Source organism: Phreatobacter sp. GW821-FHT04C01, assembly GCF_059420385.1.
Genome location: NZ_JBWKTP010000005.1, coordinates 330,160 through 349,840, shown reverse-complemented (window position 1 = coordinate 349,840; position 19,681 = coordinate 330,160). Strand labels below are relative to the sequence as shown.

At 66.4% G+C, this 19,681-nt stretch carries 19 protein-coding genes; 11 read left to right on the top strand and 8 right to left on the bottom strand.

The annotated features are described in order from the left end of the window. Positions 1 to 5 precede the first annotated feature (5 nt). The 6 genes from AC07WJ_RS21000 (at position 6) to allE (ending at position 4,895) form a co-directional block, all read left to right on the top strand. Positions 6 to 449 carry a MaoC family dehydratase N-terminal domain-containing protein gene (locus AC07WJ_RS21000; RefSeq protein WP_494936586.1) on the top strand — a complete coding sequence of 148 codons (444 nt, stop codon included), beginning with the start codon at positions 6 to 8 and terminating at the stop codon, positions 447 to 449. Between the two features lie 291 nt (positions 450 to 740). Continuing rightward, entirely contained in the window at positions 741 to 1,148 is a 408-nt protein-coding gene (locus tag AC07WJ_RS20995; protein ID WP_494936585.1) for a MaoC family dehydratase, read from the top strand. Positions 1,149 to 1,186: 38 nt separating this feature from the next. After that, the gene (locus AC07WJ_RS20990; RefSeq protein WP_494936584.1) at positions 1,187 to 2,014 is read left to right on the top strand and encodes an SDR family NAD(P)-dependent oxidoreductase; all 828 of its coding nucleotides are present in this window, start codon (positions 1,187 to 1,189) and stop codon (positions 2,012 to 2,014) included. A 10-nt stretch (positions 2,015 to 2,024) separates the two neighbouring features. Next, positions 2,025 to 2,816 (top strand): enoyl-CoA hydratase/isomerase family protein, encoded by a 792-nt coding sequence (locus tag AC07WJ_RS20985; RefSeq protein WP_494936583.1) that lies wholly within the window; start codon positions 2,025 to 2,027, stop codon positions 2,814 to 2,816. Beyond that, positions 2,813 to 3,961, top strand: a complete 1,149-nt coding sequence (locus AC07WJ_RS20980; RefSeq protein WP_494936582.1) for an acyl-CoA dehydrogenase family protein — start codon at positions 2,813 to 2,815, stop codon at positions 3,959 to 3,961. Before AC07WJ_RS20985 ends, AC07WJ_RS20980 begins: the two co-directional genes overlap by 4 nt. Positions 3,962 to 4,097: 136 nt before the next feature. Next, positions 4,098 to 4,895, top strand: coding sequence for a (S)-ureidoglycine aminohydrolase (allE, locus tag AC07WJ_RS20975; RefSeq protein ID WP_494936581.1), 798 nt, complete (start codon positions 4,098 to 4,100; stop codon positions 4,893 to 4,895). A 253-nt stretch (positions 4,896 to 5,148) separates the two neighbouring features. Here the strand turns inward: allE and AC07WJ_RS20970 are convergent, their stop codons facing one another. Together AC07WJ_RS20970 and AC07WJ_RS20965 are read right to left on the bottom strand one after the other, a co-directional pair. Then, positions 5,149 to 5,499, bottom strand: a complete 351-nt coding sequence (locus AC07WJ_RS20970; RefSeq protein ID WP_494936580.1) for an endonuclease domain-containing protein — start codon at positions 5,497 to 5,499, stop codon at positions 5,149 to 5,151. 77 nt (positions 5,500 to 5,576) lie between these two features. Further along, entirely contained in the window at positions 5,577 to 6,341 is a 765-nt protein-coding gene (locus AC07WJ_RS20965; RefSeq protein ID WP_494936579.1) for an SDR family oxidoreductase, read from the bottom strand. Between the two features lie 259 nt (positions 6,342 to 6,600). On the opposite strand from AC07WJ_RS20965, the gene AC07WJ_RS20960 reads away from it, so the two are divergent. From AC07WJ_RS20960 to AC07WJ_RS20945, 4 genes are all read left to right on the top strand, one after another. Continuing rightward, the gene (locus tag AC07WJ_RS20960) at positions 6,601 to 7,836 is read left to right on the top strand and encodes an MFS transporter (RefSeq protein ID WP_494936578.1); all 1,236 of its coding nucleotides are present in this window, start codon (positions 6,601 to 6,603) and stop codon (positions 7,834 to 7,836) included. 812 nt (positions 7,837 to 8,648) lie between these two features. Next, positions 8,649 to 11,327 carry a magnesium-translocating P-type ATPase gene (gene mgtA, locus AC07WJ_RS20955; protein ID WP_494936828.1) on the top strand — a complete coding sequence of 893 codons (2,679 nt, stop codon included), beginning with the start codon at positions 8,649 to 8,651 and terminating at the stop codon, positions 11,325 to 11,327. 148 nt (positions 11,328 to 11,475) lie between these two features. Beyond that, a complete protein-coding gene (locus AC07WJ_RS20950; RefSeq protein ID WP_494936577.1) occupies positions 11,476 to 11,943 on the top strand; it encodes a DUF2493 domain-containing protein in 468 nt (155 codons plus the stop codon). Between the two features lie 56 nt (positions 11,944 to 11,999). Continuing rightward, a complete protein-coding gene (locus AC07WJ_RS20945; protein WP_494936576.1) occupies positions 12,000 to 13,376 on the top strand; it encodes a carbohydrate porin in 1,377 nt (458 codons plus the stop codon). A 14-nt stretch (positions 13,377 to 13,390) separates the two neighbouring features. Here the strand turns inward: AC07WJ_RS20945 and AC07WJ_RS20940 are convergent, their stop codons facing one another. The 6 genes from AC07WJ_RS20940 to AC07WJ_RS20915 form a co-directional block, all read right to left on the bottom strand. After that, entirely contained in the window at positions 13,391 to 14,113 is a 723-nt protein-coding gene (locus AC07WJ_RS20940) for an amino acid ABC transporter ATP-binding protein (protein ID WP_494936575.1), read from the bottom strand. A gap of 7 nt (positions 14,114 to 14,120) precedes the next feature. Beyond that, on the bottom strand, positions 14,121 to 14,831 hold the full coding sequence (locus tag AC07WJ_RS20935) for an amino acid ABC transporter permease (RefSeq protein ID WP_494936574.1): 711 nt from the start codon (positions 14,829 to 14,831) through the stop codon (positions 14,121 to 14,123). Further along, on the bottom strand, positions 14,831 to 15,529 hold the full coding sequence (locus AC07WJ_RS20930; protein ID WP_494936573.1) for an amino acid ABC transporter permease: 699 nt from the start codon (positions 15,527 to 15,529) through the stop codon (positions 14,831 to 14,833). Before AC07WJ_RS20930 ends, AC07WJ_RS20935 begins: the two co-directional genes overlap by 1 nt. 119 nt (positions 15,530 to 15,648) lie before the next feature. Beyond that, on the bottom strand, positions 15,649 to 16,479 hold the full coding sequence (locus AC07WJ_RS20925) for an ABC transporter substrate-binding protein (RefSeq protein WP_494936572.1): 831 nt from the start codon (positions 16,477 to 16,479) through the stop codon (positions 15,649 to 15,651). A gap of 23 nt (positions 16,480 to 16,502) precedes the next feature. Next, the gene (locus AC07WJ_RS20920) at positions 16,503 to 17,714 is read right to left on the bottom strand and encodes an aspartate transaminase (RefSeq protein ID WP_494936827.1); all 1,212 of its coding nucleotides are present in this window, start codon (positions 17,712 to 17,714) and stop codon (positions 16,503 to 16,505) included. After that, complete coding sequence (locus AC07WJ_RS20915) at positions 17,714 to 18,403, bottom strand: RraA family protein (protein ID WP_494936571.1); 690 nt, start codon at positions 18,401 to 18,403, stop codon at positions 17,714 to 17,716. Before AC07WJ_RS20915 ends, AC07WJ_RS20920 begins: the two co-directional genes overlap by 1 nt. A 368-nt stretch (positions 18,404 to 18,771) precedes the next feature. Between AC07WJ_RS20915 and AC07WJ_RS20910 the strand changes: the two genes are divergently transcribed. Beyond that, positions 18,772 to 19,680, top strand: coding sequence for a LysR family transcriptional regulator (locus AC07WJ_RS20910; protein WP_494936570.1), 909 nt, complete (start codon positions 18,772 to 18,774; stop codon positions 19,678 to 19,680). Position 19,681: the final 1 nt, after the last annotated feature.

Genomic DNA, 19,681 nt, shown 5'->3' with positions numbered 1-19,681 from the left:
CCGTCATGGTCGATCAATCCGCCGTCGGACGCAGCTTCACGCCGGTTACCGCCCGGGTCGAGCCGGGGCGCCTGCGTTATTTCTTCAACACGATCGGCGAGCGCAACCCGATCTATCGCGACGCCAAGGCGGCGGAAGCCGCCGGCTATGCCGGCGTGCCGATCCCGCCGACCTATCTGTTCTGCCTGGAGATGATGGACAACGACAAGCCCTTCGAATTTCTCGAGGCGCTGAACATCGATCTCTCCCGGGTGCTGCATGGCGAGCAGAGCTTCAGCTATCACGCCCCCGTCGTGGTCGGCGACACCCTGACTTTCCAGTCGGAAGTGACCGACGTCACCGACAAGAAGGGCGGCGCACTGACCTTCGTCGGGGTCAGGACCAAGGTGACCAACCAGGCCGGCCGGCATGTCGCCGATACCACGCGCACAATCGTGGTCAGGAACTAGGCCGTGAAGGCTCCGCGCCCGCGGCGACCAACCCTCTCCCAGAGGGGGAGGGTGGCAGCGTCAGCGGGCGGGTGAGGGGTCGTCCATTTCCGGATAGGGCGGCGTCCGGCGCGAGCGTCAGCGGCAGTTCGAGGAGCTCACGCCCCTCACCCGGCAGCTGACGCTGCCACCCTCTCCCTCTGGGAGAGAGTTGGCGGATGCAGCTTCCGCCGTCGTCCCGAATTAACGAGAAATATCGGGCGCTTAGCAATGATCGCCCCACCACCAACAATCCCGCCCGAGGAGGCGTCCATGACCAGCCAGTCCCCCGCCATCGGCGAGCGTCTCGTCCACAAGTCCTTTCCGCCGATCAGCCGCCACACCCTGGCGCTCTATTGTGGCGCCTCGGGCGACCACAATCCGATGCATGTCGATAGCGACTTCGCCAAGAAGGCCGGTTTCCCCGACGTGTTTTCCCACGGCATGCTGGTCATGGCCTATCTCGGCCAGGCGCTGACCGATGCGGTGAGCCCCACCGCAATTCGCTCCTTCTCGACCCGGTTCGCCGCGATCACCCAGCTCGGCAACCGGCTCACCTGTGAGGGGGCGGTCACCGAGATCTTCGAGGCGGGTGGCGAAAAGCGCGCCAGGCTCGCGCTTTCAGCGAAAGACGAACATGGCGAGACCAAGCTCGCCGGCGAAGCCGTCATCGCGCTCTGACGCGCCAATCATCATCTGTTTTCAAAGGGATACCTGATATGACCAAGCTTGCTGGAAAGGTCGCGCTCGTCTCCGGCTCAGGCCGCGGCATCGGCCGGTCGATCGCGCTGAAGCTCGCCTCCGAGGGCGCGAAGGTGGTGGTCAACGATCTCGACGCCGAGCCGGGCGATGCGGTTGTCGCCGAGATCCGGGCGGCCGGCGGCCAGGCGATCACGGTCAATGGCAGCGTCACCGACACGGGCTTCCCGGACCGCTTCGTCGGCGCCGCGATGGAGACCTTCGGCGGCCTCGACATCATCGTCAACAATGCCGGCTATACCTGGGACGCGACCATCCAGAAGATGACCGACGAGCAGTTCCAGGCCATGCTCGACGTCCATCTGGTCGCGCCGTTCCGCATCCTGCGCGCGGCTGCCGAACCGATCCGCGTGCTGTCCAAGCGCGATGCCGAGGCCGGCCGGGAGGTGTTCCGCAAGGTCGTCAACATCTCCTCCATCGCCGGCCTTTACGGCAATGCCGGCCAGGCCAGCTATTCCTCCGCCAAGGCGTCGCTGATCGGCCTCACCCGCACGCTGTGCAAGGAATGGGGCCGCTACAAGGTCAATGTGAACGCGGTCGCCTTCGGCCTGATCCAGACCCGGCTGACCCAGGCGATCGAGGCCGAGCAGAAGACGATCGATGTCGCCGGCCGCGAGATCAAGGTCGGTGTCCAGCCGCAGCTGCTGGCCACCATGGACCGGATGATCCCGCTCGGCCGCGCCGGCACACCGGAAGAGGCCGCCGATGCGGTCTATCTCTTCTGCAGCCCTGAATCGAATTACATCAGCGGCCAGGTCGTCGTCTGCGGCGGCGGCATATTGATGTGAGGACCAGGCCATGACCGAAGCCGCCTTTCTCAGTCATGACGGTCCCGTCGCGACGCTGACGCTGAACCGTCCCGAGCGCTTCAACGCGGTCGATGCCGATGCCGCGCAGGTGCTGACGCGCCTCGTCGGCGAGCTCGAGGCCCGCGCGGATCTGCGCGTGGTCGTCATCAAGGGGGCGGGGCCGGCCTTTTGCGCCGGCGGCGATATCGGCCTGTTCGCCGCCCATCTCGACGATCCCGCGCCAATGGTCCGGGGCATTCTCGACAGCCACCATGATTTCCTCCAGCGCCTGCAAGCGCTGCCGGCGATCGTCGTCACCAGCGTGCATGGGGCCGCCGCCGGCGCCGGCCTGTCGCTCGCCTTCATGGGCGATCTCTGCATCGCCGCCGACACGGCGCGCTTTACCCCGGCCTATGCCCGGCTCGGCGTCTCGCCCGACGGCGGCGGCACGGTCGGCCTGGTGCGCGCGGTCGGCCCGAGGCGGGCCCTGCAGATCTACCTGATGGAGGACGGCTTCGACGCGTCCCAGGCCGCGGCCTGGGGCCTGGTCAACAAGGTGGTGCCGGCCAGCGAGTTGGAAGCCGCGACCAAGGCGCTGGCCGAACGGCTGGCGGGCTTCAATCCGGCGGCGGTCGCCGCCACCAAGCGGCTCGTGCATGATGCGCCCGGCCGCGCGATGGCCGACCAGCTCGACGCCGAAATGACCGAGCTGATCGGCTGCATGAAGACCGCGCCGTTCCGCGACGCCGTGCACCGCTTCATCGCCAAAAGCCGCGCCGCCAAACCCGGAGCATCGGCATGACCTATCGCTCGCCCTGGATGACCGAGGAGCTCGACACGTTCCGCGATCCGTTCCGGCGTTTCCTGACCAAGGATCTCGCGCCTCATGCCGAACGCTGGCGGCGCGACAAGATCACCGACCGCTCGGCCTGGCGCGCGCTCGGCGACATGGGCGCGCTGCTGGCAAGCGTGCCGGAAGCCTATGGCGGCCTCGGCGCGAGCTTTGCCTATGATGCCGCGGTGACCGAGGATCTGGAGACCATCGTCCCCGAAATCGCCGGCCCGGTCGGCGTCCACAGCACGATCGTCGCCCATTACATTCTCAGCTACGGCACCGAGGCGCAGAAGCAGCGCTGGCTGCCGAAAATGGCCAAGGGCGAATTCATCGGCGCCGTCGCCATGACCGAGCCGGGCACCGGTTCGGACCTGCAGGCGGTGCGCACCACCGCGCGCAAGCGTGGCAATTCCTATGTGCTGAACGGCTCCAAGACCTTCATCACCAACGGCCAGCTCGCCGACCTCATCGTGGTGGTGGCCCGCACCAGCGACGAGCCGGGCTCCAAGGGCGTGTCGCTCATGGTGCTGGAGGCCGAGGGCAATGACGGCTTCCGCCGCGGCCGCAACCTCGACAAGATCGGCATGAACGCCTCCGACACCTCGGAACTGTTCTTCGACGATGCCGTGGTGCCGCCGGAAAACCTGCTGGGCGAGGTCGAGGGCCAGGGTTTCGCGCAACTGATGCAGCAATTGCCGCGCGAGCGGCTGTCGCTCGCGGTCGGCGCGGTCGCGGCCATGGAAAAAGCGATCCGGCTGACCGTCGACTATACCCGCGAGCGCAAGGCTTTCGGCAAGCCGGTCATCGAGTTCCAGAACTCGGCCTTCAAGCTCGCCGAGCGCAAGACCGAGGCGATGATCGCGCGTGTCTTCGTCGACTGGTGCGTGATGCAGCTGATCGCCGGCGAACTCGACACCGTGACCGCCTCGATGGCCAAGTGGTGGTGCTCGCAGAAGCAGAACGAGACCGTCGACGAATGCCTGCAACTGCATGGCGGCTATGGCTATATGCAGGAATTCCCGATCGGCCGGATGTTCGTCGATGCGCGTATCCAGAAGATCTATGGCGGCACCAACGAGATCATGAAGCTGCTGATTTCCCGCTCGTTGTGAGCGGCTTGGCATGCTGAGCGCGGCCACGCGGTGATCCGCCTTCCGTCCGCGAGGGTTGCTTCGCCGATGGCTTTTCGAGTCTGATGGCCGATGGCGTTTCCGCGCCGCCGTCGCGCCATTTCAGGATCGTTGCCCCATGCATCCGAGCTCGTTGAAACTCTCCCCCGGCCGCCTGCCGCCCGGCGCCATCGGGCATAACCGCGGCGTGGTCCGGCCGAACTATGCCTTCATGCCGCCGGAAGGCGTGCTGAAGAGCCGGCTGCCGGCCTATGACCAGACCGTGGTGCGCTTCCTGGCGGCGCCCGTGCTGGGGGCGCAGTTCGCCCAGTTCGTCCTGGAGATCGCGCCCGGCGGCGGCGGCAATCGGACGATCGTCGAAGCCGGCATCCAGCATTTCTTTTATGTGCTCTCAGGGAGCGCGGTCATTCGCGTCGGCACCGAACAGCCCGCCGAGCTCACCAAAGGCGGCTTTGCCTATGTCCCGCCCGGCGTGCCCTTCACGTTGAAGAACGACAGCGGCGCGGACACACGCGTGCTCGGCCTGCGCAAGCGTTTCGAGGCGATCGAGCTGCCGGCGCCGGAGCCGATCGTCTCGCATCGCGACCGCGTGCCGCGCGAAAACCCGACCGGCCTCGAAGGCCGCGGCTTCCAGTATCTGCTGCCATTCGGCGACATGCGCTTCGATTTCGAGATGAACCTGATGTGGTTCCAGACCGGCGCGTCGTTTCCCGATGTCGAGACCCATATCATGGAGCACGGGCTCTACATGCTGGAAGGGCAGGGGCTCTATTTCCTCGGCGACGAATGGCACGAGACCTGGGTCGACGACTTCATCTGGATGGGCGGCTTCTGCCCGCAGCAATTCTACCCGACCGGCTTCGGCGACGTGGAATATCTCCTGTACAAGAACGTCAACCGGGACGTGGCGTTGTAGGGGGAATTCGGACGAGCGCCGCTTCACTATTCGATGAGATAAAGCGCAACGAAATCAACCCTCTCCCGTAGGGAGAGGGTGCCGGCGTAGCCGGCGGGTGAGGGACGTGAGCTTCGAGACCTGGGCCGATGCTCGTCGAGCATGCCGCCTCATCCAGAGATGGACGACCCCTCACCCGGCAGCTGACGCTGCCACCCTCTCCCTTTGGGAGAGGGTTGATTTATCTGCGCTTTTTCGGTGCCGGGGGCACCGCTCACCCCACCACGCGCATATCCATTATCGCCTTCAACCGCGCCAAACTCGGCCCAGGGCGCTTCATGACATCGTCATTGGTGAAGCGCACGACTTCGAAGCCATAGCTGCGGATGACCTCCGATCGCTGTGCGTCATAGTCGGCGAGCGGCCCGTGCTGCCGCCCGTCGATCTCCACCACGATACGCGCCTCTGTGCACACGAAGTCGACCACGTAACGATCCACCGGCACCTGCCGCCGGAACTTGTAACCGCCGAGCCGCCGGTCGCGCAGCAGTTCCCAGAGCTGATCCTCCGGCTTGGTAGCATCATGGCGCAGGCGCCTTGCGAAGCGCCGGAGGGAGCTCGTCATCCAGCACGGATTGCAGATGCATCGCCTGAATCAATCCTGTCTGCATCAGGCAGGGTTGATGCCACGCGTCTCTCTCCTCAGGTCCGGTTGATCGACACGCCGCCATCCACCATCAAGGTCGAGCCGGTGGTAAATGACGAGGCGTCGGAGGCGAGATAGAGTGCCGAGCGGGCCTGTTCCTCCGGCGTCGCGATCCGCTTCAGCGCGTGCAGCCCGCGCACGAAAGCCTTGGTCTCCTCGCTGGTGGCGAACTCGGTTGCCGCCGGCGTGTCGGTGCCGCCGGGCACCAGGGCGTTGACGCGAATGCCCTGCGGTCCGAACTCGACCGCCAGCACCCGCATCAGGCCGATGAGCCCCGCCTTGCTCGCCGCATAGGCGGCCATGCCCGGCATGCCGGCGGTGTGGCCGACAAAAGTCGAGGTGAAGATCACCGAGCCGGCGCCGCGCCGAATCATCGCCGGGATCTGATATTTGGCGCCGAGAAAGGCGCTGGTCAGGTTGGTCTCGATCACCTCTGCCCAGCTCGTCCGCGCCATCTCGGGTACCGGTCCCATCTGGCCGAGGATGCCGGCATTGTTGAAGGCAATGTCGAGTCCGCCGAAGCGGCCGACGGCTTCGTCGACCAGCGCCTTGGCGAAGGCCTCGTCCTTGACGTCGCCGGCGAGCGCCACCGCCTCGCCGCCGGCTTCCCGGATCTCGCCGACCAGCGCGTCGAGTTCAGGTTTTCGCCGGGCCGCGACGACCAGGCGACAGCCTTCGCGGGCGAACAGCCTGGCGGTGGCGTGGCCGATGCCGGAGCTGGCGCCGGTGATGATGGCGGTCTTGCCGTGAAGCTGGGTCATGTCTGATGTCCTGCGCTGTTCTGCGGAGCCGGCATCGGCTGCCGCTGGACCGTTAGACCCGGCGCCGCTTCGACGGGCACTCTGGTTCTTGCTGTTCAATCGCCGCGTTGGGGCGTGATCACCGCCGCGAAGCCCTCGATCAGGCGTATGTCTGAAATAGAGGGTTCTATGTCATTTGAGACGGAGGTGTGATGCGCGATGCTCGCCGCGGCGCCGTCGCATGTGCGGCGCGCTTCAGCAGATCAGGTGGCAAGCGCCCATGGCATCAGGCATTTTCGATCGTCTTCGCCCCGCGACATCAGGCGCGCGCAATGCCACGGTGCTGGCCGTCTGCCAGGGGCTGTTCACCGCCGCGGTCGCGATCGACCTGACGCTGACCGGCCTGACCGGCTACCAGCTCGCTCCCGACAAGTCGCTCGCCACCTTGCCTTTCGCCATGATCACCGTTGCCGGTGCCGTCGTGACGATCTTCGCCTCGCTTCTGATGGAGCGCATCGGCCGCCGCTGGGGCTTCACGCTGGGAGCCCTGTTCGGCGCGCTCGGTGGGCTCGTCTCGGTGCTCGCCGTGTTCCGTGGCGATTTCTGGCTGTTCTGTCTCGGCACGGCCGGGGTCGGGGCGTTTCAGGCCTTTGCCCAATATTACCGGCTGGCCGCGGCGGACTCGGTGCCCGACGACGCCAAGGCCAAGGCGATTTCGACAGTGCTGGCCGGTGGTGTCATCGCCGCGGTCCTCGGCCCGGCACTCGCCGCCTGGAGCAAGGATCTCTATCCCGTGCTGTTCGCCGGATCCTATCTCATGGTGTTCCTGCTCGGGCTCGCCTCCGCCGCGCTGCTCGCGGTCGGCTATCGTGATGTCCCCCTGCATGCCGGAACGACGCAGGGCTTCGACCTGCCGGCCCGGCCGCTCGCGACCGTGATGCGCCAGCCGATCTTCCTGGCCGCCGCCGCCAACAATGTCATCGGCGGCGCGGTGATGATGCTGATCATGACGGCCGCGCCGCTGGCGGCTGTCGCCTGCAGCCACAGCATCGACGACGGCGCCAATATCATCCAATGGCATCTGGTCGGCATGTTCGGGCCGTCCTTCTTCGCCGGCCGGCTGATCGGCCGGTTCGGGCTCACCGCCGTGCTGTTCGCCGGCATGGTGCTGAACCTCGCCTGCGCCGTGGTCGCGGTTGCTTCCACCAGCCTGACGGCCTTCTACATTGCGCTGTTCTGCCTGGGGGTGGGTTGGAATTTCATGTTTGTCGGCGGCACTACCTTGCTGGCCCGGTCATACCGGCCGGCCGAGCGGGCGCGCGCTCAAGGGGCGGCCGAAATCCTGCGTTACGGATTGACCGCCATCGCCACCCTCGGCGCCGGCCCGCTCCTGGAGATCTATGGCTGGTCGAGGCTCAATATCGTCATCCTGCCTCTGATCCTGGCTGCCGCCGTCATGACCGCCGTCTGGGCCCGGCAGGAGCGTCGCGCGGCCCTGGCGCCGGCCGGCGAATAGGCCTTTGCCGGCGGGCGCTTTTTGGGTTGACAGGCTCATCCCGGCGAACTACCCCAACCTTGCTCGGCCGTGCCGAGCCTTTTTTCAAAATCAAAGCAGAGCAATGGACAGCGACCCTAGCAGCGTCGCGGCGACCTCCGTGGTTGGCCGGGCGCTTCAACAACTGAGCAAGACGGGATCCGATCCGACTGGTCGGCTGAACGGCGCCAGGGCTTAAGGGCTCGATCGTCGCTCGCCTCTGGCCGGATGGGGTCCGGTCAGGAGGTGAGCCATGAACTTCACGTTCGCAACTCTTCACGACACCTTTGAAAACCTTCTCGGCGCGCGCGGCGCGGTGTCCCGGTTCGGCCGGCGGCGCTCCGGCGATCGGCCGCGCATGATGCGCGCGGCGGCTCGGCCAAGCCTTGCGGCCGTGCCCGACCGCCATGCGACGGGCCGGCCGCGCGCGACCTGGCGCGTCAACGCGGCAAGCGGCCGGGCCGAACTGTGCTGGGCCCTGGAGACCGAAGGCGACGACAGTCGCCGATCCCGCTTGCGCCGATCTCGCTTGCGCCCGGCGACCGGCCTCCGGTTCGCCGCGATAACCGCCACCCGGACATCAGGATCGAGCCATGGACGACTATTCTAGTAGGCCCGCCATGCCCCCTGTCCGCGGGGACCGCGGGGCAGGGTGGGCAATCCCCGATACCGAACATCTCTTCCAACCGACTGCGCGGTGCGCGGCTCGGCACGACCGGTCACGCCCGCCTGGCGGGTGACGGCCCGTGTCGCTGCCGCGTCGACCCGCGGCAGGAGACCGAGCCATGAACAAGATGACCAACCGTTCCGACCTGAGACAGGCGGAACCCTTCGACGACAAGCGCCTGTCGATGCGCGCCGTGCGCGAGGCCCAGAACAGCCTCGAGGCGACCTTTGCCAATGTCCGGGGCCACCGTGACGGCCTGACCCAGCTGGAGGCCGTGGAGCGGCTCGCCAAGGATGGCCCCAACGAGGTCGCCCATGACCGGCCGCCGCACTGGCTGGTCCAGCTGGCGCGCTGCTTCAACAACCCGTTCATCCTGGTGTTGGTGGCGCTCGCCGCCATCCAGTTCATTTCGAGCCCTGACGAATTGCGGCCGGTCATCATTGTCGGCGTCATGGTCGGCATCAGCGTGGCGCTCCGGTTCTGGCAGGAGTTCCGCTCGGGCCGCGCCGCCGACAAGCTGAAGGCCATGGTGCGCACCACCGCCACGGTACTGCGGCGCGCCGGCGAGGCCGGTCGCACCAAGCCGCGCGAGATCCCGATGCAGGAGCTCGTGGTCGGCGACATCGTCCAGCTTTCGGCCGGCGACATGGTGCCGGCCGATGTCAGGCTGATCACTTCGCGCGACCTGTTCATCAGCCAGGCCGTACTGACCGGCGAATCCCTGCCGGTCGAGAAATACGACACGCTCGGCAATGTCGCGGCGAAATCGACGCTGATGCCGGTGCTGGCGCCGGCCGATGTGCTCGACCTGCCCAATGTCTGCTTCATGGGCACCAATGTGGTCAGCGGCACGGCGACCGCCGTCGTGGTCGCGACCGGCCGGCGGACCTATTTCGGCTCGCTCGCCCGGTCGATCGTCGGCCAACGCGCGCAGACCAGCTTCGATCGCGGCGTCAACAGCGTCAGCTGGCTGCTGATCCGCTTCATGCTGGTCATGGTCCCGGTGGTGCTGGTCATCAACGGCTTCACCAAGGGCGACTGGATGGAGGCCTTCCTCTTCGCCATTTCGGTGGCGGTCGGCCTGACGCCGGAAATGCTGCCGATGATCGTCAGCGCCAACCTGTCCAAGGGCGCCGTCGCCATGGCCCGGCACAAAGTGGTGGTGAAGCGGCTCAACGCCATCCAGAATCTCGGCGCGATGGACGTGCTCTGCACCGACAAGACCGGCACCCTGACCCAGGATCGCGTTATCCTCGAGCACCATCTCGACAGCGCCGGCCGGCCCGATGAGGAGGTGCTGAAGCTCGCCTGGCTGAACAGCCATCACCAGAGCGGCATGAAGAACCTGATGGACCAGGCGGTCGTGCGCTTCATGGCCGAGAAGGGCGATGTCCGCGACGGCGCGCTCTACAAGAAGATCGACGAATTGCCGTTCGATTTCATCCGTCGCCGCCTGTCGATCGTCGTCGAGACCATCCAGCGCGAGCACCTGATGATCTGCAAGGGCGCGGTGGAGGAGTTGCTGTCGATCGCGACCCATGTCCACGAGGGACACGAGGTGCGGCCGCTCGACGACGCCAAGCGCGCCGAACTGATGGCCCTCGCCCGTGGCCATAACGAGGACGGCTTTCGTGTCCTGGTGGTCGCCACCCGTCTCTTCGGCCGTGGCGAGACGAAGCCGCTCTACGGCAACGAGGATGAGCGGGACCTCGTTGTGCGCGGCTTCCTGACCTTCCTGGATCCGCCCAAGGAGACCGCGCGTCCGGCCATCGCGGCGCTTCGCGCCAATGGCGTGGCGATCAAGATCCTGACCGGCGACAATGCGGTGGTCACCGCCAAGATCTGCCGGGAGGTCGGGCTCGATGCCGGCGAGCCGGTGCTCGGGCGCGACCTGGAAGGCCTCGACGACAAGGCGCTCGGCCGCCTGGTCGAACAGCGCACGGTCTTCGCCAAGATGTCGCCGCTGCAGAAGTCGCGGGTGGTCAAGGCCCTGCAGGCCAATGGCCACACCGTCGGCTTCCTCGGCGACGGCATCAATGACGCGCCGGCGCTGCGTGACGCCGATGTCGGCATTTCCGTCGATACCGGCGCCGACATCGCCAAGGAATCGGCCGACATCATCCTGTTGGAAAAGAGCCTGATGGTGCTGGAGGAAGGCATCATCAAGGGGCGTGAGACCTTCGGCAATATCATCAAATACATCAAGATGACCGCCAGCTCGAATTTCGGCAACGTCTTCTCGGTCCTGGTGGCCAGCGCCTTCCTGCCGTTCCTGCCGATGCTGTCGATCCACCTGCTGATCCAGAACCTCTGCTACGACATCTCGCAGCTGGCGCTGCCGTTCGACCGGATGGACCGGGAATTCCTGCGCGAGCCGCGCAAATGGCTGCCCGGCGATATCGGCCGGTTCATGATCTGCATCGGGCCGATCTCGTCGATCTTCGATATCTCGACCTATTGCCTGATGTGGTTTGTCTTCAGCGCCAATGCACCGGAGCACCAGTCGCTGTTCCAGTCCGGCTGGTTCATCGAGGGCCTGCTGTCGCAGACGCTGATCGTCCACATGATCCGCACCCGCAAGATCCCGTTCATCCAGAGCACGGCGGCCTGGCCGGTGCTGCTGCTGACCGGTGCGATCATGGCCTTCGGCATCTATGTGCCGTTCTCGCCGCTCGGCGCCGCCGTCGGCCTGCAGCCGCTGCCGTGGGACTACTTCCCGTGGCTCGCTGGAACCCTCGTCGGCTATTGCGTGCTGACCCAGATCGTCAAGACGCTCTACATCCGCCGGTTCAAGACCTGGCTGTGACGCACCGCGGCGTCGGCCCGGCCCGCACGTGTCGCGTGCCGGCCGGGAGGCGCCGCCGCCCCGAACCTCGCCTCTGAAAACCCGATTGAAACCCCGCAAGGCCGGCCGCGGTGCCGCGTCCCGGGACAATGCCCGAAGGAGAACCCCCATGCGCCTCTTGATCTGCGGTGGGCGGCACTATGACGATGCGGCCGCCATTTGCCGGGAGCTGGACCGCCTGCATGGCGGGCAGCCGATCGATGTCCTCATCCATGGCGGCCTTGCCGCCATCGGCACCGTCGCTGAGGCCTGGGCCCGCCAGCACAATGTCCATGTCGTGCGTTACCCGCCGAACTGGACCTTGCTCGGCGCCAAGGCTGAGGCCCGGCGCAACGCCTTCATGCTTGCCGACAGCCGGCCCGATTTTCTGCTGGCCTTTCCCGGCGGCCGCGACACCGCCGATCTCGTGCGCATGGCGCGGGCCGCGAAACTGCCGGTCTGGCTGGCCGCCGTGCAGCCGGTCCGTGGACCGGAATGCGGCACCGATGCCGTGCCCGGCAGCCCGTCGGAGGATCGATCGCGGGCCTTCGCGCGGTCTTGCCTGAACGGAGCGGGCGGCCTGTTCCGGGCCGCCTGACACACGCCCTTCACAAACTATCGAAACATAGCGCAACATATCGATACGGGTGACCAATGACATGTCAGACCCGGCCCGCCAGGGCCATTCGCGCCGCCACCTGCGCCGCCCTTTTGTCGCTCGCGGCGATTCCGGCGAAAGCACAAGGCTGGTCCACGCCATCCGGCGAGCAAGTGCCCGAGGATATCAGGTTCAATGCGCAGCTGACCGAATTCATCCAGGGCTATCCGAGCTTTCGCGCGCCCTATAGCGGCTTGAACAGCCTGCCGCCGGGCGGCCAGGTGCGGCAGTCGACCAGCATCACCGGCTATCTGGGGGTCCGGATGCCGTGGGCTGGCGGCGAACTCTATTTCAACCCGGAGTTTTTCCAGGGCTTCGGCCTGGCCGAGACGGTCGGCATCGCCGGCTTCACCAATGGCGACGCCCAGAAGGCCGGCAACCGTGTCGGCGTCCTGTCGGTCGCCCGCCTGTTCCTGCGCCAGACTTTCGCGCTCGGGCCGGAGACCGAATGGCGGCCGGGCGACTTCAACCAGCTGGCCGGCTTCGTGCCGACCCGCCGGGTGGTCGTCACCGTCGGCAAATTCGCCGGTCCCGATATATTCCAGACCAGCGCTTATGCCGGTGATCCGCGGCGGCAGTTCTGGAACTGGTCGTTCTGGGCGCCTGGGGCCTGGGATTTCGCCGCCGACGTGCGCGGCTATACCCAGGGCGTCGCCATCGAGGTGATCCCGGACCCGGCCTGGGCGATCCGTTACGGCGCTCTGCTTCTGCCCTCGCAGCCGAATGGCGGCGAGCTGCCGTTCCGGATGAACAATCTCAACCACATCCTGGAGGTCGCCTACCAGCATCGCTGGTTCGGTCGGCCGGGCGCCATCAAGCCCTTCGTCTATTATTCGTTCGGTCGGATGGGCGATTTCCAGCAGGCGCTCGGCATTGCCGGCATGGGCGGGCTGACGGCCGACGATGCCATCGCGCTGACGCGGCGCTACGGCAACCGCAAATACGGCGCGGGAATTCTCGTCGACCAGGAGCTCGCCGACAATGTCGGGGCGTTCTTCCGTGCGAGCTGGAACGACGGCAAGACCGAGACCTTCGCCTTCACCCAGATCGACCGGTCGGTCGCTTTCGGGTTGAGTTTCAAGGGTGAATTATGGGATCGGCCGGGCCATTCGGCCGGCATCGCGGTGGCGCAGAACGACCTGTCGCGCTTTCACAAGGAGTTCCTGGCCTCCGGCGGCACCGGCATCATCGTCGGTGACGGGCGCCTGCGCTACGGCAGCGAACGCGTGATGGAGGCCTATTACGAATTGCCGGTTTACCGCGACAACGTCTTCGTCGCGGCCAATTACCAGCTCGTCCACAACCCCGGCTACAACCGTGATCGCGCCGGCCCGGTGCATGTCTTCGGCATGCGCATCCACGCGCGCTACTGAGCGGGGCTGCGCGTTCACACCCGCCGGCTGAGGAAACTCTTCAGCCGCGGGTGCTGGGGGCTGTCGATCAGCTCCGCCGGCGCGCCGCGTTCGGCGACGCGCCCTTGCTCCATGAACCAGATCTCGTCGGCCACCTCGCGGGCAAAGCCCATTTCGTGGGTGACGCAGATCATGGTCATGCCGGCAGCGGCGAGCTGCTTCATGGCGGCGAGCACTTCGCCGACCATTTCCGGATCGAGCGCCGAGGTGGGTTCATCGAACAGCATGGCTTGCGGGTCCATGGCCAGCGCCCGGGCGATGGCGACGCGCTGGCGCTGGCCGCCGGAGAGCTTGCCGGGCATCTCGTCGGCCTTGTCGGCGAGGCCGACCCGGGCGAGTTCGGCTAGCGCCCGTTCACGCGCCTCCGCCTTGGCCAGGCCGCGCAGCTTGACGAGGCCGAGCGTGATATTGCCGGCGGCGGTCAGATGCGGGAACAGGTTATAGGCCTGGAACACGAAGCCGACGCGCTGGCGCAAGGCGTTGATGTCGAGGCCGCGACCGGCGACATCCTGGCCGTCGACCAGCACCCGGCCGCCCTGGATCGCCTCGAGCCGCGTCACCGTGCGGATCAGCGTCGACTTGCCCGAGCCCGACGGCCCGACCAGGACTTTCACTTCGCCGCGGCGGACCTCGCCGGAGACGCCGGCCAGCGCCTGCATCGGTCCGAACCATTTGTCGACAGTGTCGAAGCGGATCATCGGCGCCTCACGCGGTGATCGTCACGCCGGGCGCGGAACCGCGCTCGGTCGAAATTCGCCGCTCGATGAAGCGGGCGAGCGAGGTCAGCGCGAAGCAGAGCGTGAAATAGGTGAGCGCCAGGATGCCATAGACCTCGAAGGGCTTGGTCAGGAGCACGTTGTTCACCTGGCTCGCCGCGAAGGTCATTTCATGCGCGCTGATGACATAGCCGAGCGAGGTTTCCTTGATGGTCGAGACGAACTGGCTGACCATGCTCGGCAGCATGTTGTGCAGGGCCTGCGGCAGCACGACCTTGAAGGTGGTGGGGAAATAGCCGAGGCCCAGTGCTCTCGCGGCCTCGATCTGGCCCTTGGGCAGACCCTCGATGCCGGCACGAATGATTTCGGAGAGATAGGCCGCTTCATAGATGACGAGGGCGATGACCAGGGTTTCGACCCCACCGACGGCACGGCCGATGATCAGCGGCGAGAAGAAATAGGTCCAGAACACGAACATGATGAGCGGCAGGCCGCGCACGCCGTGGACGATGGCGGTGGCCGGCAGGCGCAGCGCCCGATAGGGACTGAGGCGGGCCAGCGCCAGCCCGATGGCGATGGGAAAGCACAAGGTGAGCGCCGTGACCGCCATGAACATGGTCATGGCCAGGCCGCCGATCGGACCGTGCGGATACTGGCCGATGAGGAACAGCAGCCAGTTGTCCTGAAGGATCTGCAACATCAGCGCGCCTCCAGCTTGAGCCGGCGGTCGGCAAGGTCGCCGATGGCCATGATGCAGAAGGACACGGCGAGATAGACTGCCGTCGCCACCGCGAAGGCCTCGAAGGTCTTGAACGTGTAGCTCTCCACCTCGCGGGTGCGATAGGTCAGCTCGCCGACCCCGATCGCCATGGCGAGGCTGGTGTTCTTGAACAGGAGCAGGGTCTGGTTGATCAAAGGCGGGATGACGATGCGCAGCGCCTGCGGCAGCACGACGTAACCCATGGCGCCGAGATAGCCGAAGCCGATCGAGCGGGCCGCCTCATATTGCGTCTTGGGAATGGAGCGGATGCCGCTCCTCAGGTCCTCGGCGACATAGGCGGCGGCCGCCAGGCCGAGCGCGACGGTCGCCAGCAGGAACTCGCCATTGTGCGCGTTGATCCAGAGCCTCGCCCAGCGCGGCAAAAGCGATGGCACGCCGAAATACCAGACGAAGATCTGTACCAGCAGCGGCACGTTGCGGTGATATTCGACATAGAGCGCGACCAGCCATTCGAACGGCCGGAACGGGATCATCCGGATGAGGGTGAGCAGGATGCCCATGGTCATGGCCAGGCACCAGGCCGCCGCGGTCAGCGCCAGGGTGGTGGCGATGCCGATCAGGAACCAGTTCAGATATTGGCCGCTCAGCACCGCGCCGAGATCGAAGACATAGCCCATCGCGTCAGGTCCGGTGGGAGGGCGCTCAATTGACCCTCTCCCTCTGGGAGAGGGTTGATGACGGTTCGCCCCTCTCCCGTTGGGAGCGGGCTAAGTCGCGCGAGCCCCCGCAAAAAACCTCAGCCGCGGATCTCTTCGATCTTGAAGTCGCGGCGGATGTTGAACACCGTGCCTTCGCCCAGCCACCGGGTGAAGATCCGATCGATCTCGCCCGAGCTTTCCAGCTGCGTCAGCACGCCGTTGACATGGGTGCGGAAGGCCGTCTCGCCGCGGCGGAAGCCGAGGCCCCAGGGCTCCACGAACAGCGACTTCTCGATCACCACCATCGGGTTGGTCGCCTGCGCCTGCTGGCGCAGCTTCACCAGGATCAGTTCCGAGGCGCAGAAGGCGTCGACCTTGTCCTGCACCAGCGCCAGGAAGGCGGCCGAGGTGTCCTGGAAGGTCACGGTTTCGGCGGCCGGGATGAGGCGGCGCACACCCTGCTCGGAGGACGATCCCTTGAGCGCGGTGACCTTCTTGCCGGCGAGCTGTTCCAGCATGGTGAGGCCGGATTCGCGCGTCACCATGATCTTCTGCTGGCTGACGAAATAGGAGAAGGAGAAGTCGATCTGCTGGGCACGCTCGGGCGTGTAGCCGAGATTGGCGGCGAGGATGTCGACCCGGCCCTGGATCAGCTCGGGGATGCGCGCCTCCACCGCGATCGGCTTCAGCTCTAGCGCGACGCCGAGCGATTCCGCCACCTTCTGGCAGATGTCCACGTCATAGCCGACGATCTGGCGGGTTTGCGGATGCTGGAACGAGAACGGTTCGGCGGTGCCGAGCGTGCCGCAGATCAGCTTGCCGCGGGCGCGGATGTCGGCCAGCTGGTCGGCCTGGGCGGCGACCGTCGCGCCGGCGACCAGGGCCGCGCCGAGCGCCAGCATGGATGTGAGCCGGGAGGTGAGCGTCATGGTGGATCCCCTTTGGTTTTTGATCAGTTGAGTGTCTGGCTGGCGCGGTTGAGCCGCGCGCAGGCTTCTTCGATGTCGGCGAGAGAGGTGGCGATCGACAGGCGCAGATAGGGGGAGAGCCCATAGGCCGCGCCGTCGAGCACGGCGACGCCGGCCTCTTCCAGGAAGAACAGCGCCACGTCGAAATCGGTCTTCAGCTCACGCCCGTCCGGCCGCTTGCGGCCGATCAGCCCGGCGACCGAGGGATAGACATAGAAGGCCCCGTCCGGCCTCTGGCAGGTGATGCCGTCGATGTCGTTCAACAGCGCCACGGCGCGGTCGCGCCGTGCCTTGTAGGCGGCCCGCGTCTCGGCGACGAAACCCTGGTCGCCTTCGAGGGCTGCCGCGGCCGCCGCCATGCTCATCGAGGCGGCGCCCGAGGTGGTCTGCGACTGGATGGTGTTGATGGCGGCGATCAGCGGCTTCGGCCCGGCACCGTAGCCGATGCGAAAGCCGGTCATGGCATAGGTCTTGGAGACGCCGTTGACCAGCAGCGTGCGGCCGGCAAGGCCAGGCTCGATCGCCACGGGACAGACAGGTTCGCCGCCGTCGAAGCGGATATGCTCGTAGATGTCATCGGTCATCAGCGCGACATGGGGATGGCGCTTGAGCACTTCGGTCAGCGCCTTCATCTCGGCTGCCGAATAGAAGGCGCCGGTCGGGTTCGACGGCGTGTTGAGGATCAGCCAGCGGGTCTTCGGCGTGATCGCCTGTTCGAGCGCCTCCGCGGTCAGCTTGAAGCCGGAATTCTCGCCGCAGGCGACGATGACCGGGGTGCCGTCGCAGGCCAGCACCATGTCCGGATAGGACACCCAATAGGGCGCCGGCACGATCACCTCGTCGCCTTCGCCGAGTGTCGCCGCCAGCGCGTTGAAGATGACCTGCTTGGCGCCGACGCCGACGGTGATCTGGTCGAGGTCATAGGTGACGCCGTTCTCGCGGGCGAATTTCGCGGCGATCGCCTTGCGCAGGCGCGGCGTGCCGTTGACCGGGGTGTAGCGGGTTTCACCGGCCGCCATGGCGGCGGTCGCCGCGGCCTGGATATGGGCCGGCGTGTCGAAGTCCGGCTCGCCGACGGTCAGGTCGATGATGTCATGCCCCTGGGCCTTCAGTTCCTGGGCGCGCATGCGCGCAACCATGCTGGGCGAGGGCTTGATGCGCTTGACGCGCGGCGACAGCGGAATTTCGGTCATGATCAGGCCTTCCCGGTATCGCGGGTATCAGTCTTGGCTGCGATGCCGGCCACGCCGATATAGGAATTGTCGAAACGGCCCTCGGCGATCGCGCTGAGCGCACCGGCCTCGCGCGCCTCTTGGCTTTGCACCAGGGCCAGCAACTCCTCGGCATCGGCACGATCGAAACAGACGACGCCGTCCTCGTCGCCGACCACGACGTCGCCCGGCATCACCACCATGCCGTCGATGGCGACCGGCACGTTGATCTCGCCGGGGCCGGTCTTGTAGGGGCCACGATGGGTGACGCCACGGGCGTAACAGGGGAAGTCGGCGGCGGCGAAGGCCGCGACGTCGCGGATGGCGCCGTCGATGACGAAGCCGGCGACGCCCATGGTCCTGGCCCGGCTCATCATGATCTCGCCGACGAGGGCTTGAATCAGGTCGCCGCCGCCGTCGACCACCAGCACGTCGCCGGGCCTGAGGATCTCATAGGCCTTGTGCAGGGTGAAATTGTCGCCCGGCCGGGTCTTCACGGTGACCGCCGTGCCGACCAGCTTGCCGGAGCGGTGATAGGGACGCAGAGCCCGCGTGCCGTGCAACCGGTTCATGTTGTCGGAGATGACCGCGACCTGGGCCGCCCGGAAGGCGTCGAGGATGGTCTGCGGAACCGGCGGCGCCGAAGCGTTGGAGCGATGACCGATGAGCGACATGGATTTTGGAACCGGGTGCTGAAATGCGGGCTGGGTAAAGATTATGTGACCCGTGCGCGATGACAGAAAGCGAATATTATTCGCGTTCGGCATCGCTTTTCTTCATTGAAGGGGGTAGGGGAAGAGGGGATGAAATGTGGTTCGGCGGAGGCGGAGCGCTGTTGAATTGACCCTCTCCCAGAGGGAGAGGGTGGGTCCGTCAGGACCCGCGTGAGGGGGTGTCCATGTCCGGATAGAGCGGCATGCTGCGCGAGCGTCGGCACCTGTTCTCGGCGCCCACGCCCCTCACCCGGCGCCTGACGGCGCCACCCTCTCCCTCTGGGAGAGGATTGATTCATCAGCGCTTTTCCTTCCGCAGGGAAGTGCCCATGCCCGTGACCCTGAAGCAGCTCGAGGCCTTCTACTGGACCGCCAGTCTCGGCGGTTTCGTCGAGGCGTCGGAACGCCTGAACCTCGCGCAGTCGACCGTTTCGAAACGCATCCTGGAGCTCGAGGACGTCATCGGCGGGCCGCTGTTCGACCGCTCCAGCCGCGCCCTGCGCTTGACCCGCGCCGGCGAGGCGAGCTTGTCGCTCGCCGCCGACATGCTGGCGCTGGAGCTGCGCTTCCGCGAAGCGGCCGGTGGCGCCGCCACCTTTTCCGGGCCGTTCCGGTTCGGCGTCACCGAACTGGTCGCGCTCACCTGGCTGCCGAAATTCATCGTGGCGATGAAGGCCGACTATCCCGGCCTGGTCCCGGTGCCTGAAGTCGCCGCCAGCATCGATCTCTTCGAAAAGCTCGGTGCCAACGAACTCGACCTGGTCATCGGGCTCGACCCGCCGCCCGGCTCGGCCTTCGCCGCCGTGCCCCTGCAGGGCGTCAAGCTCGAATGGGTCTGCGCGCCCGGCTTCGGTCCGGCAACCGACACGATCCCGCTGAAAGAGCTGATCCATTATCCGATCCTGACCCAGGGCCAGGGCTCCGGCCTGCAGCGCCTGGTGCTCGACTGGGCGGTGGCCAATGGCCTGACCGTCAACCAGGTGGTCCAGTGCAACAGCCTGAACGTGCTGGCCGGGCTCGCAGCCTCCGGCCTCGGGATCACCTTCCTGACCGCCAGCTATTTCGCGCCGGAGATCGCCAGCGGCAAGCTCAGGATCATCGCGACCGAGCCGCCTATCCCGCTGCTGCACTATTTCGCCGTCCACCGGGCCCAGGACCTGTCGCCGCTCGGCGCCCGCATGGCCGCGATCGCCCGGGTCTGTTGCGATTTCTCGGCGCGCAGCCTGCCCGGGCGGTAGG

Bases quoted from the DNA above. Each gene is read 5' to 3' on its own strand.
- AC07WJ_RS20965 (WP_494936579.1), bottom strand. From the start codon at position 6,341: ATGACCCAGCTTCACGGCAAGACCGCCATCATCACCGGCGCCAGCTCC.
- AC07WJ_RS20990 (WP_494936584.1), top strand. From the start codon at position 1,187: ATGACCAAGCTTGCTGGAAAGGTCGCGCTCGTCTCCGGCTCAGGCCGC.
- AC07WJ_RS20985 (WP_494936583.1), top strand. From the start codon at position 2,025: ATGACCGAAGCCGCCTTTCTCAGTCATGACGGTCCCGTCGCGACGCTG.
- AC07WJ_RS20910 (WP_494936570.1), top strand. From the start codon at position 18,772: ATGCCCGTGACCCTGAAGCAGCTCGAGGCCTTCTACTGGACCGCCAGT.
- AC07WJ_RS20940 (WP_494936575.1), bottom strand. From the start codon at position 14,113: ATGATCCGCTTCGACACTGTCGACAAATGGTTCGGACCGATGCAGGCG.
- AC07WJ_RS20970 (WP_494936580.1), bottom strand. From the start codon at position 5,499: ATGACGAGCTCCCTCCGGCGCTTCGCAAGGCGCCTGCGCCATGATGCT.
- allE (WP_494936581.1), top strand. From the start codon at position 4,098: ATGCATCCGAGCTCGTTGAAACTCTCCCCCGGCCGCCTGCCGCCCGGC.
- AC07WJ_RS20950 (WP_494936577.1), top strand. From the start codon at position 11,476: ATGCGCCTCTTGATCTGCGGTGGGCGGCACTATGACGATGCGGCCGCC.
- AC07WJ_RS20935 (WP_494936574.1), bottom strand. From the start codon at position 14,831: ATGTTGCAGATCCTTCAGGACAACTGGCTGCTGTTCCTCATCGGCCAG.
- AC07WJ_RS20995 (WP_494936585.1), top strand. From the start codon at position 741: ATGACCAGCCAGTCCCCCGCCATCGGCGAGCGTCTCGTCCACAAGTCC.
- AC07WJ_RS20960 (WP_494936578.1), top strand. From the start codon at position 6,601: ATGGCATCAGGCATTTTCGATCGTCTTCGCCCCGCGACATCAGGCGCG.
- AC07WJ_RS21000 (WP_494936586.1), top strand. From the start codon at position 6: ATGGTCGATCAATCCGCCGTCGGACGCAGCTTCACGCCGGTTACCGCC.
- AC07WJ_RS20930 (WP_494936573.1), bottom strand. From the start codon at position 15,529: ATGGGCTATGTCTTCGATCTCGGCGCGGTGCTGAGCGGCCAATATCTG.
- AC07WJ_RS20980 (WP_494936582.1), top strand. From the start codon at position 2,813: ATGACCTATCGCTCGCCCTGGATGACCGAGGAGCTCGACACGTTCCGC.
- AC07WJ_RS20915 (WP_494936571.1), bottom strand. From the start codon at position 18,403: ATGTCGCTCATCGGTCATCGCTCCAACGCTTCGGCGCCGCCGGTTCCG.
- AC07WJ_RS20925 (WP_494936572.1), bottom strand. From the start codon at position 16,479: ATGACGCTCACCTCCCGGCTCACATCCATGCTGGCGCTCGGCGCGGCC.
- mgtA (WP_494936828.1), top strand. From the start codon at position 8,649: ATGACCAACCGTTCCGACCTGAGACAGGCGGAACCCTTCGACGACAAG.
- AC07WJ_RS20945 (WP_494936576.1), top strand. From the start codon at position 12,000: ATGACATGTCAGACCCGGCCCGCCAGGGCCATTCGCGCCGCCACCTGC.